This is a genomic window from Sporosarcina sp. Marseille-Q4943 (assembly GCF_943736995.1).
Lineage (GTDB): Bacteria > Bacillota > Bacilli > Bacillales_A > Planococcaceae > Sporosarcina.
On the sequence record NZ_OX031157.1, the window covers coordinates 1,710,585 to 1,724,749 of the forward strand.

The 14,165-nt window shown below is 48.6% G+C and carries 18 protein-coding genes; 1 reads left to right on the plus strand and 17 read right to left on the minus strand.

Going from position 1 to position 14,165, the window contains the following annotated elements; all coding sequences use genetic code 11:
• Nucleotides 1-103: 103 nt before the first annotated feature.
• Genes NIT04_RS17680 through NIT04_RS17705 form a run of 6 tightly spaced genes read right to left on the minus strand, consistent with a single transcriptional unit; the run spans nucleotide 104 to nucleotide 4,275 of the window.
• Nucleotides 104-868 (minus strand): ABC transporter permease, encoded by a 765-nt coding sequence (locus NIT04_RS17680; RefSeq protein ID WP_252504818.1) that lies wholly within the window; start codon nucleotides 866-868, stop codon nucleotides 104-106.
• The gene (locus NIT04_RS17685) at nucleotides 846-1,763 is read right to left on the minus strand and encodes an ABC transporter ATP-binding protein (RefSeq protein WP_252504819.1); all 918 of its coding nucleotides are present in this window, start codon (nucleotides 1,761-1,763) and stop codon (nucleotides 846-848) included. Before NIT04_RS17685 ends, NIT04_RS17680 begins: the two co-directional genes overlap by 23 nt.
• Entirely contained in the window at nucleotides 1,760-2,479 is a 720-nt protein-coding gene (locus tag NIT04_RS17690; protein WP_252504820.1) for an ABC transporter ATP-binding protein, read from the minus strand. The genes NIT04_RS17685 and NIT04_RS17690 overlap by 4 nt, the downstream gene beginning before the upstream one ends.
• The gene (locus NIT04_RS17695) at nucleotides 2,472-2,840 is read right to left on the minus strand and encodes a GntR family transcriptional regulator (RefSeq protein ID WP_252504821.1); all 369 of its coding nucleotides are present in this window, start codon (nucleotides 2,838-2,840) and stop codon (nucleotides 2,472-2,474) included. The genes NIT04_RS17690 and NIT04_RS17695 overlap by 8 nt, the downstream gene beginning before the upstream one ends.
• Nucleotides 2,841-2,842: 2 nt before the next feature.
• On the minus strand, nucleotides 2,843-3,496 hold the full coding sequence (locus tag NIT04_RS17700; protein ID WP_252504822.1) for a hypothetical protein: 654 nt from the start codon (nucleotides 3,494-3,496) through the stop codon (nucleotides 2,843-2,845).
• A complete protein-coding gene (locus NIT04_RS17705; protein WP_252504823.1) occupies nucleotides 3,493-4,275 on the minus strand; it encodes a hypothetical protein in 783 nt (260 codons plus the stop codon). The genes NIT04_RS17700 and NIT04_RS17705 overlap by 4 nt, the downstream gene beginning before the upstream one ends.
• Before the next feature lie 453 nt (nucleotides 4,276-4,728).
• Here NIT04_RS17705 and NIT04_RS17710 point away from each other — a divergent pair, with 453 nt between their 5' ends.
• Nucleotides 4,729-5,097: a VOC family protein gene (locus NIT04_RS17710; RefSeq protein ID WP_252504824.1), complete on the plus strand. Its 369-nt coding sequence runs from the start codon at nucleotides 4,729-4,731 to the stop codon at nucleotides 5,095-5,097.
• Here NIT04_RS17710 and NIT04_RS17715 read toward each other — a convergent pair.
• The 11 genes from NIT04_RS17715 to NIT04_RS17765 form a co-directional block, all read right to left on the minus strand.
• Nucleotides 5,094-6,044, minus strand: coding sequence for a hypothetical protein (locus tag NIT04_RS17715; RefSeq protein ID WP_252504825.1), 951 nt, complete (start codon nucleotides 6,042-6,044; stop codon nucleotides 5,094-5,096). The two genes, NIT04_RS17710 and NIT04_RS17715, sit on opposite strands and share 4 nt — an antisense overlap.
• Before the next feature lie 93 nt (nucleotides 6,045-6,137).
• Complete coding sequence (locus tag NIT04_RS17720) at nucleotides 6,138-6,614, minus strand: acyl-CoA thioesterase (RefSeq protein WP_252504826.1); 477 nt, start codon at nucleotides 6,612-6,614, stop codon at nucleotides 6,138-6,140.
• A gap of 62 nt (nucleotides 6,615-6,676) precedes the next feature.
• Nucleotides 6,677-7,375 carry an ABC transporter ATP-binding protein gene (locus NIT04_RS17725; protein WP_252504827.1) on the minus strand — a complete coding sequence of 233 codons (699 nt, stop codon included), beginning with the start codon at nucleotides 7,373-7,375 and terminating at the stop codon, nucleotides 6,677-6,679.
• Between the two features lie 18 nt (nucleotides 7,376-7,393).
• Nucleotides 7,394-8,140, minus strand: a complete 747-nt coding sequence (locus NIT04_RS17730; protein ID WP_252504828.1) for an ABC transporter ATP-binding protein — start codon at nucleotides 8,138-8,140, stop codon at nucleotides 7,394-7,396.
• A complete protein-coding gene (locus tag NIT04_RS17735; protein ID WP_252504829.1) occupies nucleotides 8,133-8,945 on the minus strand; it encodes an ABC transporter permease in 813 nt (270 codons plus the stop codon). The genes NIT04_RS17730 and NIT04_RS17735 overlap by 8 nt, the downstream gene beginning before the upstream one ends.
• Nucleotides 8,942-9,913 (minus strand): ABC transporter permease, encoded by a 972-nt coding sequence (locus tag NIT04_RS17740; protein WP_252504830.1) that lies wholly within the window; start codon nucleotides 9,911-9,913, stop codon nucleotides 8,942-8,944. Before NIT04_RS17740 ends, NIT04_RS17735 begins: the two co-directional genes overlap by 4 nt.
• Nucleotides 9,903-11,471, minus strand: coding sequence for an ABC transporter substrate-binding protein (locus NIT04_RS17745; protein ID WP_252504831.1), 1,569 nt, complete (start codon nucleotides 11,469-11,471; stop codon nucleotides 9,903-9,905). The genes NIT04_RS17740 and NIT04_RS17745 overlap by 11 nt, the downstream gene beginning before the upstream one ends.
• A 12-nt stretch (nucleotides 11,472-11,483) precedes the next feature.
• Nucleotides 11,484-12,293 carry an urease accessory protein UreD gene (locus NIT04_RS17750; protein WP_252504832.1) on the minus strand — a complete coding sequence of 270 codons (810 nt, stop codon included), beginning with the start codon at nucleotides 12,291-12,293 and terminating at the stop codon, nucleotides 11,484-11,486.
• Nucleotides 12,283-12,909, minus strand: coding sequence for an urease accessory protein UreG (gene ureG, locus NIT04_RS17755; protein ID WP_252504833.1), 627 nt, complete (start codon nucleotides 12,907-12,909; stop codon nucleotides 12,283-12,285). The genes NIT04_RS17750 and ureG overlap by 11 nt, the downstream gene beginning before the upstream one ends.
• An 18-nt stretch (nucleotides 12,910-12,927) precedes the next feature.
• A complete protein-coding gene (locus tag NIT04_RS17760; RefSeq protein ID WP_252504834.1) occupies nucleotides 12,928-13,668 on the minus strand; it encodes an urease accessory protein UreF in 741 nt (246 codons plus the stop codon).
• Entirely contained in the window at nucleotides 13,610-14,056 is a 447-nt protein-coding gene (locus NIT04_RS17765) for an urease accessory protein UreE (RefSeq protein ID WP_252504835.1), read from the minus strand. The genes NIT04_RS17760 and NIT04_RS17765 overlap by 59 nt, the downstream gene beginning before the upstream one ends.
• Nucleotides 14,057-14,165 lie beyond the last annotated feature (109 nt).

Below are 14,165 nucleotides of genomic sequence, written 5' to 3' on the forward strand. Positions count from 1 at the left end.
CTCAGAAAGGCAATTGTGTAATCCAAAAGAACTAAAAACATCGGCCATTGTGACGGCCGATGTTGGGCAAATCGGGAGTTCTCTATCTAATTTTACCTACCAATCAAGCAGTAACATCTCGTTTTACAAACGTTGAAAAGCTGATCACGAGGAAGGCTACGATGTAAACGGCCAATACGGCGAACGAGAACAGCATCGTTAAATCAGGAATTAACATCATGCCCGTTTCAAATTGTGTCAAGTCCATATGAGTGAATAGCAAGTATTTCGCGATTTCATATTGTGATAGCAACGCGCTGATCGTGGAGCCGGTGAAATAGATGAACAGCGACAGGCCAATCGCAAGCGAACTCGACCGGAAAACGCTGCCGACCGTAAACGCGAATGTCGCCGTGACGAACACGCTTCCGAATGAGAGAAGCAGCATATAGAGACTCTTGTTCCAAACCGACCAACTTGACATGCTCTCTCCTGCACCCGATTTGAATAAGATAATCGCCAAAAGAATATAGACAACGTAACCGATTAGCATGAGGAACATGCCGAACAGATTTACTGTCAGGAATTTGGACAACAGAATCTTCCACCGTTTCACGGGACGTGTCAGCAGCATTTTGATCGTCCCTTGCGAAAACTCGGAAGCGACAATGCCCGCTGCAACGATGACGGTTAGCAATAAGACGGTACCGCCTAACGATGACGGATCTTGAATCATCCCTTCCCTCGTCATCCCGTTACTGTTTTGTGTACTGATCCATTTCATCAATCCCATCATGCCGGAAGTAATGATGATCAGAATGCCGACCATGATCCATGTCCCTTTTTTATGCCACAACTTCATCCATTCATTTTGCATAAGCTTCAGCAATTTGGCCACCTCCAGTCATCTCCAGGAACTCATCCTCCAACGTCTTCCGGTGCGGTTGAACCGCAAATACTTGCAGCCCTTCGGCAATGAACGACTCGACCAAGCCCGGAACCTGATGTTGCTCTGCATTCACGAGCAATCCATCTTTAAACGGCTCCACCGTAAATCCTCCGATCGTGAGCAATTGCTCCGCTTTTTCCGAAGGCGTCGCCTCAATGTAATAAAACGAATCACGTGCCTCGGACATTTCCCGGATATCAATCAGCTTGCCGTTTTGAATGACGGCGATTCGGTCGCACATGAGCTCGATCTCGCTAAGCATATGACTGGAAACGAAGACGGACACCCCTTCTGTTTCGGCAATCTTACGCAAATACTGCCGGAATTCGCGGATTCCCGCAGGATCGAGTCCATTCGTCGGTTCATCCAGAATCAGGAACTTCGGCCGGTGAAGGAGCGCCTGCGCAAGCCCAAGACGTTGGCGCATCCCAAGTGAATACGTCCCAACTTTCTCATGTATCCGGTTTTGCATACCAACTTGGCGGACAACTTCATCGATTCGCTCCTTCGTCACCCCTTTATGCATGCGTGCGAAATGTACTAAATTCTTATAACCTGACATGAATTTATACATTTCCGGGTTTTCGACGATGACGCCGACTTTCGAAAGGCCTTCCTCGAAGTTGTCACGGAGCGACACACCTTCGATGACGATGTCGCCCCCCGTCTGCTTCATGAGCCCGACCATCATTCGTATCGTCGTCGTTTTCCCTGCCCCGTTCGGACCGAGGAATCCGGTGATTTGCCCCGGATACAACGACAAATTCAAATTGTCGATGATTTTCTTGCTTCGAATCGTTTTGGTTATATTCTTCAATTCCACTACCGGTTTCATTTTCCCAACTCCATTTCTGCTTGCCGCTCTTTGAACAGGGACACCATCCAGCTCGTAGCATCAATTCCGTAAAAATCCCGTATTTCGTCGACCGCCTCATGGGCGATTAACCGCCCTCCCCGCATGACGATGATCTCATCCAATAGCGGCTCGACTTCCCGGATCTCATGCGTCGACATGATGACCGTCTGGCGCTCCGTGTCTGTAAAGCGGATGAGGCCTTTCGAAATATCATCCCGCACCATCGGGTCAAGTCCGGAAAACGGTTCGTCGAGCAAATAGGCATCGGCTTCGCGCGCAAGCGTCACTGCGATTTTCACACGCCCCCGGTTCCCTTTCGACAAACTTTTGATTTTTAGATCAAGCGACACATTCAGGAACTGCAAGATCTCCTTTGCTTTGAACACGTCAAAATCATCGAACTGTGATTCATAAAAGTCAACGAGCTGCTGAACCGTGAAGTACGTATAGAAATCATCTGTATCAGACATATACGCAACCTGGGCGGCAATCCGCCTTGTAATTGGCTGTCCGTCGAACGTCGCACTCCCGGAATCCGGCGTCAACACCCCCGCCATCAGCTTCAATAACGTCGACTTCCCACTGCCGTTTTCACCGACGAGACCGATTACCTTCCCTCGCGGAATTGATACTGTCACTTCTTGCAACGCCCTCTTACTGCCATACTTCTTCACGATATTCTTCAATTCAATCATTCTCGCCACCCCGTTCCTGCAGACACTGTACAATTTCGTCCGTCGTAAATCCGAAAGCCGCCACGTTTTGAAGGAAAGTCGTCACGAGCTGCTCCTTCATTTCATTCCGAAGCGCAGCGATCCTATTCCGATCCTCTGTCACGAACGACCCCTGACCCCTTTTCGTCTCAGTGACCTCCATTTGCTCCAACTCCTTGTATACGCGCTGCATCGTGTTTGCATTGACGCCCACTTCCACTGCGTACTCCCGGACGGACGGCAGCTTCTCCCCCGCTGCAAGCGTGCCTCGCATAATATCCCCTAAAATCCGGTCGATGAGCTGCTGGTAAATCGGCTTATCCGGTGAAAAATCAATGCTCATCGTCAGTACCTCACTTTCTTATCAAGCAGAACCGCTCCGCCTGCAAATAATACGATTGAAACGATGATGTAAATAATAGAACTGACTGGGAAATCCATTGTCTCCCACACTGCAATTAGAAATCCCCATATCATTGCTGCGATAGAGATGGGAATAAGTGAAATCACCGCTGCCAACCAACCAATCCTGATCTCTAAAATTTTATAAATTACCCAAATCAGCAGGCCGGCGGAAATGAAGAAAAGAGTATTTACGAGCATCTTTAGCAATGGTGTAAGTCCAGGGATTCCCCCTGCAAAACCCCCGATGAAAAAGGCACCTACTCCTATTCCGCTCCAAATGATGAAACCTCCTAAAACAAATAGAATTGACATGAATGCCTTGACGCCCAAAAGTTTCACAATCGAATAGGGCGAGTGAAGCCATACGTCAGGCTGCTTCATATCAATATGAAGGCTGTGGAGGAAAAACGACGCTCCCATAAGCATAAGCATCATCGAGAACATTTGAGTAAGCTCGACGCCGTCCATAATACCGCCAACCGCCATAGGTGCAAAACTTGATACGGCAATCACGAAAAAGACCACGATAAACGTCACTAGTGAATACCTCATGAGCACCCACTCTTTTCTCAATAAACCATTCCAGCTCGTCATAGCCTCACCCTCTTCTCAAACAAGGCGATTGCCAAATAGAACAAGCCTACAGTAAAGAGAACGGTGAATATGATCTCTCCCGCGTACAAAACTGTATCCGTGACGGTGAAGTAATCATATTGGAGATCGATCACCGGGTTCTTAAGGGACATCAAATCGAAACTGCCTACCTGTATGAATTTCTCGTAAAAATCGGAACCCGTAACCTCCCCATAAATCCTTACTGAAATGATGAATAAAATTAATGTAACAACAAAGGAAAACCCTTTAAGAAAAGGCTTCAACAACTGATCGATGACGATAAAGAAAAATCCGTAAACCATGAACTGTATGGAAACGAGAAAAACTCCGCCGATCAGCAAACTTCCATAAAACAATAACTCATTGAAAATGGCTTCCGGTTGAGGTGTAAGTGCATATTTGATCGCAACGACAAATGACGTAACAAGCAAGTATGCCAAGCCCACTCCGGCTGACATCACCATTTTCGCCGCCACAAGCTTCACCGTGGAAGCTGTGGAATGAAACCATAAATCCGGCCATTTCATATCCTTGTTGAACATCATCGAGAACGCGATGACAGGAACCAATATGCATGCACCTGCCGCTACAAAACCAATGACCATCGTCATTTCAAATATAGAAATTTCCCCTACTGCAAGCACCCCCGCCACGTACGGCAATATGAACAATCCCGCCAATAGCAGGAAAACCAGCACAATAATCTGCCCTCTCCACTGGACCCATTCCTTTTGCAATAAACCATTCCACTGCTTCACCCGTCTACCTCCCCCTGTATTGGTGTATTAGTTACATGGTACACTACTATATTCTGTAATGTAAAGGAAATTGAATGATTTGTGTGAAATGAAACGAAAGTTCATGTAATGAGTGCTTGGGATTATCGATCATTTCTCTAGAGTTATCGATCATTTCCAAGCATTTATCGGTCAATCGAGACAAGTTATCGGTCACTTCTAGGAAGTTATCGATCATTTTCACATTTATATCGTCATTTCAGGACTAATGGACGACCCGTTTATAGGGCTTTTAATTTATCAAAGGCATTTATCGCGACAAAAAAAAGATACCAAGTTGATTTCTCCGCGAAACTTATCGGAAAGTCAATCAGTTATAAGAAAACCTTATGTATATTGTTTCATTTCCCGTCATAGCTTCTCTTGACCAACTCATCTACACTGAAGATAACAATACAAAAGGGGCGATTGAACATGACTGAATTTCTTACCGGCATCGACCATATCCAAATCGCTGCACCTCCAAACTCGGAGGAACAGGCACGCGAATTTTACGGCAATCTGCTCGGAATGGAGGAAATTCCGAAGCCCGAAAACTTGCAAGCTCGGGGCGGCTGCTGGTTCAAATGCGGCGCGCAGGAAGTCCATATTGGCATCCAAGCCGATTTCACACCAGCCAAAAAAGCGCATCCCGGCTTCACCGTACATGCGCTTGAACAATTGCAATCCCGCCTGGAATCAGCCGGGTACAAAATTTCAGAAGAACCGCCAATTGCAGGGCGTTCCCGCTTCTTTACACACGACCCGTTCGGCAACCGTATTGAGTTTCTGGAGTTTGCTTAAGACACAATAATATCCTTCTCCTGCTCGTCGAGGCGCTTCAATTCTTCCATCGCTTCATCACGTTTCCGCCGCAACTGGTCCTGCACGCGGCGGACGTCATGGAGCACGACATTCAGCTTCCCTTTCGCACCTGTAATGCGTGAATGCACCGCCCAGTCGGAGAAGATATTATCGAAGAAAATATCCGTAAATGTAAAAAAGTCATTATGGTTCACGTTGAACGATTCGGTTGCGGCATTTTGGACGTCCATCAATTCCGTCTCATAATGGCGAAGTGCCCGTTGCGCGCGATGCACAAGGTCATCTGAGCTGTTCATTTCCGAATACTTCAGTGCCGAAACGATGAGCCCTCCGCCTAAAAACGTATCCCACATTGACAGCCCTTCCGCATTTCCTAGCCTATCGAGCGCAGCATCCAGCGCCATTTTCGCTTTGTCACCAGCCTCATATGCCTCATCAATTTCCCTCATTAACGAACGGACGCGCACTCGATCATCGGCAATTTTCTGCAGCGTTCCATTCGCCGCTGTATCGTTTTGCCGAATCCACGCCTCTTTTTCCTTCAAGAAATCTTCCCAATCCTCATCCACGTAAAGGAAATCTTCCCGGTTCATCTCGGCCCGTAGTCGCCCGACTTCCGCTTCCAAGTCCGTCACCGTCTTTTCGGCTTCGTTATATTTCAATTCGGCCTCAACGACTTCATTGATCTCCTTTTCCATCTGCCCATCCCATTTGCCTGTCCACTCTTTGATTTTATTCGCAAATGAAAACTTGCCCAACTTCACAACATCCTGCTGCTCGTTTGATAGCTGCCGGTGCAAGCGATCGCGCAACCGAACCGCTTCCTTATATTGCGCTTCCGCCCCTTCCAGCCGACGCTTCACCCGGTTCCGCTCATTCCGGAGCATCGTCAACTCCATTTGCCGATCATGGATATTCGCTCTCATCGTGATCACCCCTTTCCTACTATACGGAAAACGTCTTTGTAAGTTTCATTCTCCGAAACAAAAAAGCCGCCTCATAGTAAGGCGGATTTTTCATCAATGTTTAATTTCCCTGCGCAGTTTCCGGTGATTTCGGCGGGCGGGGCCTGTTTCGGCTAACCGTTTTTCCGCTTCGGTTTCCGGATAGACGCCCGGAACCGGTGTCGGTTTGTTGTTTTCATCCATCGCAACCATTGTTAGGAATGATTCCGTCGTCAGCTTTTTCTCTCCCGTCAACAGATCCATCGAATGCACCGTTACGAACACTTCCATTGAAGTGCGCCCCGTCGAGCTGACGACCGCTTCCAGTTCAAGGATGTCGCCTACCTTCGCGGACGACAGGAAGTCGACCGAATCGATGGAGGCAGTGACGGCAGCAGCCTTGTTCGAATGTTTCATCGCCGTTATGGCAGCAATTTCATCTATGTACGCCAAGACCTTCCCACCAAAAATCGTCTGCATGTGGTTCGTGTCCGGCGGTAAAACAAGTTTCGTTGTAATTGTTCGTGATTGACTCATCGGTCGTTGTTCCATAATTGCATCTCCCTCTCGTTACTCTCTTCCAGTATACCCACTTCAAAAAGGGTTGAACAAGCTCACTCGAATAGCATGAGGGAATAAGGATGTGTGAATGAAAAGCGTCCTTCCTGCTTCACGCTTTCCTCCACAATCCTACCGCCTTCCATCACATACACCCGGTCGCATAAATGCTGCACGACCTTAAGGTCATGGGAGATGAACAGAATTGCCATACCTGTCTCCCGGTTCAACCGCTGTATAAGCTCGACAATCTCCTTTTGAAGTAAACGATCCAAATTGGATACGATTTCATCGCAAATCAATAGTTTCGGCTCTATAAGCATCGAGCGCAGCAAGTTCACCCGTTGCCGTTCACCGCCGCTAAGTTCTGAAGGACGCCTTTCCAAATGTTTTTCTTCTAATCCAACCCTGCCAAGCATCGTGCTGATATACGCATCGCGATCCCCTTCCATTAACCGAAGAGGCTCCTTCAAAATGTCGCGGACTGTCCAGGAAGGATTCATGGCGGCGGTTGCATTTTGGAAGACGATTTGGCAGGAGGCATAGAAATCATCCGCTCCCGTGAATGACATCCTACCTTCATCCACCGGCTCCAATCGCATGATGAGCCGCGCCAACGTACTTTTCCCGCTGCCGCTTTCTCCGACGATTCCGACGAGCTCACCGTCACCTACCGACAAATTGATATCGTGAAGAATGGTCTTCCTTCGTTTTCCCCTGCCATAGCTTTTCGATAGATGTTCAACTTTCAACAAATTCCTACGCCCCCTTTCCTAAAATCGGCTATCCAGCAACCGCTTCGTATACTCATGCGTCGGCCTCGCCAAGACATTTGCAACCGCACCCGTCTCGACGATTTCGCCTTTCCGCATGACGATTATTTCATCCGCAGCGGCTGCGACGACATCCAGATCATGGGTAATGATCAACACGGTTGTCCCGCTTTCATTCAACAGACGGAGCCATTTCAGAAATTCCTTCTGCACAACTTTATCGAGTGCGGACGTCGGTTCATCTGCAATGAGCAAGGCTGGTTCAACATACAAAGCGCAGGCAATCATGCACCGTTGCAGCATGCCGCCCGACAATTCGAATGGATGCCGGTCCAATATATCTGGTGACAAGCTCAGCCTTCCGAGAATCTCCTTCATTTTCAATCGGAAGCTAGCTTGATCATCCCCGACCCTTCCTGCGGAAAATGCATACAACTGCCGATCCATCTTCACGCTTGGATTAAAGCTGTTCAAAGCATCTTGAAAGATCGTGAAAAACTCCTTTTTCCGCAATGCCACCATCTCATCATTCGTTGCGTGCAACAAATCGGCACCTTTATAACGCATTTCTCCGGAAGCGCGTGCACCTGCCGGCAACATCCTTAGCATTGCCGCAACCGTCATGCTTTTCCCGCTGCCACTTTCGCCGATTATCGCTGTAATTTTCCCTTTCGGAATAAAAAATGAGCTTTTCTTCACCACAGTCGCACCATTGATGTCAATCGATAAATCTTTTGCCTCAAGCATGGAACCGCCCCCTTCCGGGATTCTTTAACTCTTCGCCGATAAAGTTGATGGAAAGAATCGTCATGAAGATTAGCAATCCAGGAAATACCCCGATCCACCAAGCTCCAATCAATAAATCATTTTGGGCATTGTACAGCATATTCCCCCACGATGGTACCGAGGGAGGGATGCCGACTCCAAGGAAACTGAGCGACACTTCGATAAATATCGCTCCCGCCAAATTGAAGATTGTCACGACGAAAAGCGGTGGCAGGCTATTGCGTAACAGATGCCCCGTTATGATTTTCCATACCGGTGTACCGAACATTTTCGCCATCTTCACATATTCCGCATCCTTCAGCCGGATGAATTCCGAGCGGACGATCCGGGCCGTCGTAAACCAGCCCGTCACGCCGATGATGATCGTCATCCCCCACATGCCGCCTTGCATGATCGCCTGGAACGCCAAGACGAAAATGAGGGAAGGGATTGAGATGAGCGCTTCCAATATCCGCATCATGGCACTATCGGTCCAACCGCCGACATACCCGCTAATTCCTCCGTAAACAACACCGATAATGAACGATATCGCTACCGACAAGCCCGCAACTGCCAATGTCACTTTTCCGCCATGCAATAAACGAGAAAAGACATCCCGGCCTAGATGGTCCGTCCCTAACAGATGGCCTTCACCTGGAGGCGAATATACTGCATTCAAATCCATTTCATTCACAGGTTGTGTTGCGAGAAGATCCGAACACAAGGTCAAAGCGAGGATCAAGCCGAGAAGCGAGCACCAGAAGACAAGTTTCTTCCTCGATTTCATCCACCCAACTCCCCTTTCCGAAGCTTCGGATCCAGCATGTACATAAGTACATCAATGACAAACAAGCTGATGACGACAATCAGGCCTGTCAGCATGATGCCGCCCATCAGCAACGGATAATCCTTCATCATGACGGACTTCACGAGCATTTGGCCGAGGCCCGCCCAGGAAAATAAAGACTCGACAATGACGGATCCGCCGAAAAATGAAGGGATTGTTATTCCAAGATAATTTAAATAAGGGATGAAGGCATTTCGTAAGACACCCTGTCTGATTTCCCGCTCTTCCACTCCGTTCGCCCTTGCTGCCATTACATAATAGCTTCCGATTTCAGTCTTGACACTTTCTTGTAGGAAGCGTGCATACAAGCCGACATGCGTCAACACGATGACAGACACCGGCATGATGAGATGGTTTATTTTATCAACAAAATCGCCATCCCCTCCTAGGCTTCTCGTGCCGGACGACGGCAAGATACCAAGCGTGACAGCGAATATATAAATGAATAAAATCCCGAGCCAAAACGCCGGGATGGAAGAAGATGCAATGCTGAATGCCGACAGGCCCCTGTCCAATAGCGACCCGGGCCTCATGCCCGCTGTCATCCCGAGCCAGATCGATCCGATAATAATGAAAAGCATCGATGCACCGAACAACAGCAACGTATTCGGCAGCTTCTCCCCTAGAATCGTAGCGACGGGACGGCCCTCCTTCGCGGACACGCCAAGATTCCCTTGCACCGTCTCCTTCAACCACGCCCCATATTGGACGATAAATGGACGATCAAGCGCAAAGGCCTTGCTGATCCGCTCTTTTTCTGCGGCGGTCAACGTTTGGGCATTGCCCCCGTAATACGCCGTCGCGGAGCTTCCCGGACTTGCATGCATAATGAAAAAAGAGAGGAAGCTCACGATGAAGAGGACGAGTGCCCCCAACATCATGCGCTTCCCAACCCATTTAACGGTCATTCCATTTCCACTCCTCGACATTCCAAAGGAAACCGGAGCCGTGATGGCCAAGTGTACGCTCCTTCACGCCTTCGATATTTCCATGAACGCCATAAACTGCATTGACATAAGCGATAAATGCGAATGCCGGATCGTTCGCCAATTCTTCTTGGAATGCCATATAGCTTGCTTGCCGTTCTTTCTCATCCGTTGATAAACGACCTTTTTCAAGCAATGCATCCACTTTTGCATTGGAGTAGCTGCCGTAATTATAACCGGATCCCGTCACACTCGATTCCTCCGAATGGAACAAAATGTACGTATGATGATCCGCGTCATACGGGCTGCCCCAGCCGATCATGAAAGCATCTGTCTCTTCAATCGTGATGGCACTCCAGTCAAGCGCCGCCACATCGACATTCGCACCGATCGACTTGAATCCTTCGGCGACATAATTCGCCATATTGACACGTACAGCGTCCGATGCAGGAACCGTAATCGTGAAGCTCAACTTCTGGCCATCCTTGTAACGGAAGCCATCGCCCGATTTTTCCCAACCTGCTTCGTCCAGCAATTGTTCGGCTCGTTGGACGTCATAGCTGTACGTTTCAATGTTCTCATTATGAAAGGCATGCTTCTGAAGCGGCGAATAGGCCACTTCCCCGAACCCTTTCAAAATGCCTTTCACAATTTGCGCCCGATCGATGGCATAGCTGAATGCCTGTCGCACCCGCACATCTTGCCACAGATCGTTTTGCATATTAAAAAGAATCCCGCGATAATCCGCAGTATCGATATTGTAGATCTTCACTCGATCCCGCTTTTCCAATTCACCGACTTGCACCGGGTCGAGCAGGGCAATATCGACTTCACCTGAGGCCAATTGCAATGCCCGCACATTGCTGTCGGGGATGAATTTGAAAATGACTTTCTCGATGGATGGCTTCGTGCCATGGAAATGCTCATATGCTTTCAACGTCAAGCTGTTGCCTCGGTCCCATCGTTCGAATTGATAAGGTCCATTGCCGATCGGATGGCTATTGAAGTCCGCCGTCCGCATATCCACGCCTTCAAATGCATGCTTCGGTAAAATCGGGAGCGTCAATTTATCCAATATCGGCGTAAATGGACGCTTCAGCTTCAGTTCGAATTCGTAGTCACCGATTTTTTTCAAAGATTCCACTTCATTGAAGTCGGACTTCAGGAATGAAGCATTCTTATCATCCAAAACACTTTCGATTGTAAAGATGACATCCTCCGCGGTAAGCGGTTCACCGTCGTGGAATCGGATGTCTTCCCTTAATTTGAACGTGTATGTCAACTTGTCATCCGATATGTCGAATGACTCAGCTATATCGGCTTTCGGTTCATTGTTTTCATCAAAACGGAAAAGTCCTCGGAATAGAAGCGCGTCGACATTCGTCTCCTCAATGATCGGATTCAATCCATCAAACTCGGATTTCGATGCATAGATGAGGCGGTTTTCCTTCTCGACGGACGACTCTTTTTTTCCACACCCTGCGACGGCAACTAGCAGGAGCATACTGATGAAAGCTATCACTATTTTTCGTTTATCCATAGTTTACCCCGCTTATATGAGTGCCGCCAGCTCGGAAAATACACGTTTCATTTCCTGCTGAAGTCTCCATTGATTTACCCCGAGAAATCGGCAATGCACCGCATTTCCCGCAAGCCTCGTTACGCCGGCCCGTAATCCGTCTCCAACATTCATCGCTTCTTGGATTGCCCGCAGATCGATTTCATCGGCCTGTTCCGAAACGAGCCAAATGGAGCCGACATACAATGCCTCTTCAAGTAAACCAAGCCCGTTGAGTTGCAGATTCTCCGGGTCGAAATGAAGGCTGTCGAAAGCGAGCAGCTCATCTTCGACGTAGATCTTCATCATTGATTTTAATGAAGTGAAATTGAATACTTCCCCACGCTTCTCCCGGCCCGGAGCAATAACCTCACCCCAAAGCAAAGTAGCGCCCTTCGCGAGACGGATTGTCGTTTCCATCCGGAACTTGGATTCCGCGAATGGGATGATCACTTCAGGCATCCATTCAAGACGCGCCTCTTCATCCAGCTCCACGTCAATCTTTTGCACACAAGTTTCACCTGTATGCGACCGGTACACTTTCAATGCGGATTGCTGTATGATCCGCGCTTTGCTACCCGGCAAAAGTTTGATGGATATATCATTGCGGTCACCTGCCACCATACCGCCCGACGACTCCATCACATATACCGTCGCTGTAGGATCATCGCCTTCGTATAGCTCGCGGCTCGCCTTTAAAGGAGGCTGCTGGAATACGTGCGGCATCCGGGTATAGCCCCTTCTCGGCTCAAACACCATATCCAGCTTTCCATTATGGTGCCTCCGGGCCACTTTACTCACCACTCGCTGTCCCCGCGCCTTCTAGCAACATATTCCGTTTGATCCAATTGACGATCTGATCGACATTTTTCCGTGTCCGGACATCCGCTAAGACGTAAGGACGGCCGCCTCTCATCTTCTTCACGTCGCTCTCGTAGAGTTCAAGATCGACGCCGACATGCGGTGCAAGGTCCGTTTTATTGACCAATAAAAGATCGGATCTCGTTAACGCCGGACCGCCTTTTCTCGGTATATCCTGTCCTTCCGCAACGTCAATCACGTAGATATATCCATCTACAAGCTCCGGGCTGAACGTCGCCGACAAGTTGTCCCCGCCGCTCTCGACAAAAACGATGTCAAGATCTTTGAAACGTTCCTTCAATTCATCGATTGCCGCAAAGTTCATGGAAGCATCTTCACGGATCGCCGTATGCGGGCATCCGCCAGTCTCCACTCCAAGAATCCTGTTTTCACCCAACACACCGTGAGTCATGAGGAACTGAGCATCCTCACGCGTATAGATATCATTCGTAATCACTGCTACGTTATAGTCTTCATGCATTGCACGGGTCAATGCGTCGACGAGCGATGTCTTGCCCGATCCGACGGGACCCCCGATTCCAATACGTACTGGTTTCATATATAGAAACGCCTCCTGTCATGAAATGAATAATCTTGAATGTAAATATTCGTGCTTCATCGATGCAAGCTCGATGCCAAGCGCATTGTTGCTAATGTCCTCTTCCTGCAAACCTGCGACAATCCCGGAAGCTACAACGACCTCTTCGGCCAATTGATGCATCGCCTGCACGCCTGTGTTTTGCCCGAACGGCACTGCACGCACTGCGTTTTGGATAAGCCCGTTCACCGATGAAAATAAATACGAAAGGACGGCATAATGCGCATCGACATCATTGACAGCGCAATAAATGCCGTAAAGGATCGCATAATGCCCTTTTATTTCATTTGCACCAATCCGGTTTTTCCACTCGTCGAAAAAAGCATCCTCGACGAGCGGCGATACAGTTTTGATGAACTGCCTGCCTAAATTGACGCTTGCATCCCTGGATTCTTTTGCGAGCTTGATCGCCCCGCAAAGGTTTTCCAAGTGCAGAAGCTGGTCGACATCCCGATTCTTCGCCGCCTTATGCGCTTCCTGTATGAGAATCGCATCGCCGTATACGAGATTCTGATGAAGGAAATTTGAACAAAAAGCAATCAGCTCTTCCTTCGTCCTGATTGCATCCTCCTGGATATACGTCTCCATTCCATATGATTGGGTATACGTGCCAATCGGGAATGCCGAATCGTGGATTTGAAGCAGCCGTAAAAACTGTATATCAGTGGGAATGGCCGCGGTATTTGAAAGGTTGTTTGAATCGTCGTTCTGTCGTCTCATACTCCACACCCACCTCATCCAATAATGGCGCCAGCGTGTGATCTGCGCGGACGACAATTTCATCTTGTTCAATCAAAGCAGGGGTATGGCGATTGCCAAGTTCAAACGCGGCCTTGCCCATCTGTACCATGTCCTTCGGCCGGATGACGATGACCGGTTCCATTTTCGTCCGGATCACTATGCAACGTTCGTCATCTTCGTATAGCAGGTCGCCATATTGCAACGGCTCTTCCTGATCGATGCGCAATGCGACATCCGTGCCTTCTGTCGTCTCTGTCCGCAAAATCCGCTTGCTTAGCTCTTCCCATTCCAGTTCGACCCATTCGATGCGCTTTCCTGGGATTTCTTCTGCATCACCGATATTGCCTATGATTTTTTCTATTAGCATCTTGCATTCTCCTTCTCTGCAAAGACTCCGGTTTCATAAAAGTGTAAACTCATAACGTTGATTTCCGTTTCAGGCGGACGCTTTCCGCGGGCGAGCGCCAAGTCTCCTC